Source organism: Caldicellulosiruptor sp. F32 (assembly GCF_000404025.1).
GTDB lineage: Bacteria > Bacillota > Thermoanaerobacteria > Caldicellulosiruptorales > Caldicellulosiruptoraceae > Caldicellulosiruptor > Caldicellulosiruptor saccharolyticus.
In genome coordinates this window covers 1-1,180 of record NZ_APGP01000048.1, presented here as the reverse complement: position 1 = coordinate 1,180, position 1,180 = coordinate 1, and the positions used below count along the sequence as shown (strand labels likewise).

At 37.8% G+C, this 1,180-nt stretch carries 1 pseudogene; it reads right to left on the bottom strand.

The annotated features are described in order from the left end of the window. Positions 1-1,149 (bottom strand): annotated as a pseudogene (locus H964_RS13495) (type I restriction-modification system subunit M); the annotation flags it as partial. Positions 1,150-1,180 lie beyond the last annotated feature (31 nt).

Below are 1,180 nucleotides of genomic sequence, written 5' to 3'. Positions count from 1 at the left end.
TCCAGTGTTGTAGAAAAGCTTAGGCGGCAGTCCTATTATTGCCTCAATTAGGTCATCTCTTACAATTCCTTCCCTTATAACCTTTTCCTGTCCACCTCTGAACAAAACTCCATGGGGCATAACTGTTGCCATTACTCCGTCATCTTTCAGGCTTGCAATCATGTGCTGCAAAAACATCAGGTCTGCTTTTTTCCCATTTTCAGGAGTAAAGCCATATTTGAATCTTTCTTCAAACTGCATATTTGCGCGGGTATAGTTTTCTGAGAAAGGTGGATTGGCTAATATTCTGTCAAATCTTTTTATGTATCCATTTTCCAAAAAACATGGGGGTTGTCAACACATCTTCATTTTCAATGTGTGCATCATTAATGCCGTGCAAAATCATATTCATTTTGCATATAGACCATGTCAATCCATTAAGTTCTTGCCCATAAAGAGCTAAGTTTCTCGGGTTTTGTCCTTGTTCTTCAATATAGTGGAATGCCTCAATCAAGAAACCACCAGAGCCTACAGTTGGGTCGTAAATTGACATGCCCTCACGTGGCTTAACTAACCTTACCATCAGTTTTTTAACATGTGATGGTGTGTAAAATTCTCCTCCTTTTTTACCAGCTGAATCGGCAAACTCTTTTAGTAAGTACTCATAAGCAGCACCAAGCAGATCAGGAAATTCAAAGTTTGAAGGTGTTAGTTTATACTTGTTGAAATGGTTAATAAGGTCAATAAGTTGCTGATCTTTGAGTCGGTTTTTTCCTTTTACTGCGTTAAAATCTATGTGTTTCAAAACTCCATCAAGCTCTGGATTTGCTTCCTCTAAGGCGCTCAGAGCTTTATTGAGCTGATTCCCAACATCCTCTTTTAATTTCAAAATATTTTCCCATCTTGCCTTTTCAGGGACAAAAAAGGCATCACCATAAGAGCTTGGATCTTCTAATAGTTCACGTATTTGTTTTTCACAAAATCCCATAGCTATAAATCTGTCTTTCAACTCCTGCCTTTTTTCTTCAAAAACATCTGAGGTGTATTTTAGAAAAAGCATACCAAAATATATTCTTTATACTCAGAGGCATCCATCTTACCTCTGAGTATATCAGCTGCCTTGAAAAGATGGGTTTCAAGCTGTCTTAAGGTTATTTTGTCACCAGCCAAATCAACCCCTCCGATTAAACTTTATTGACAC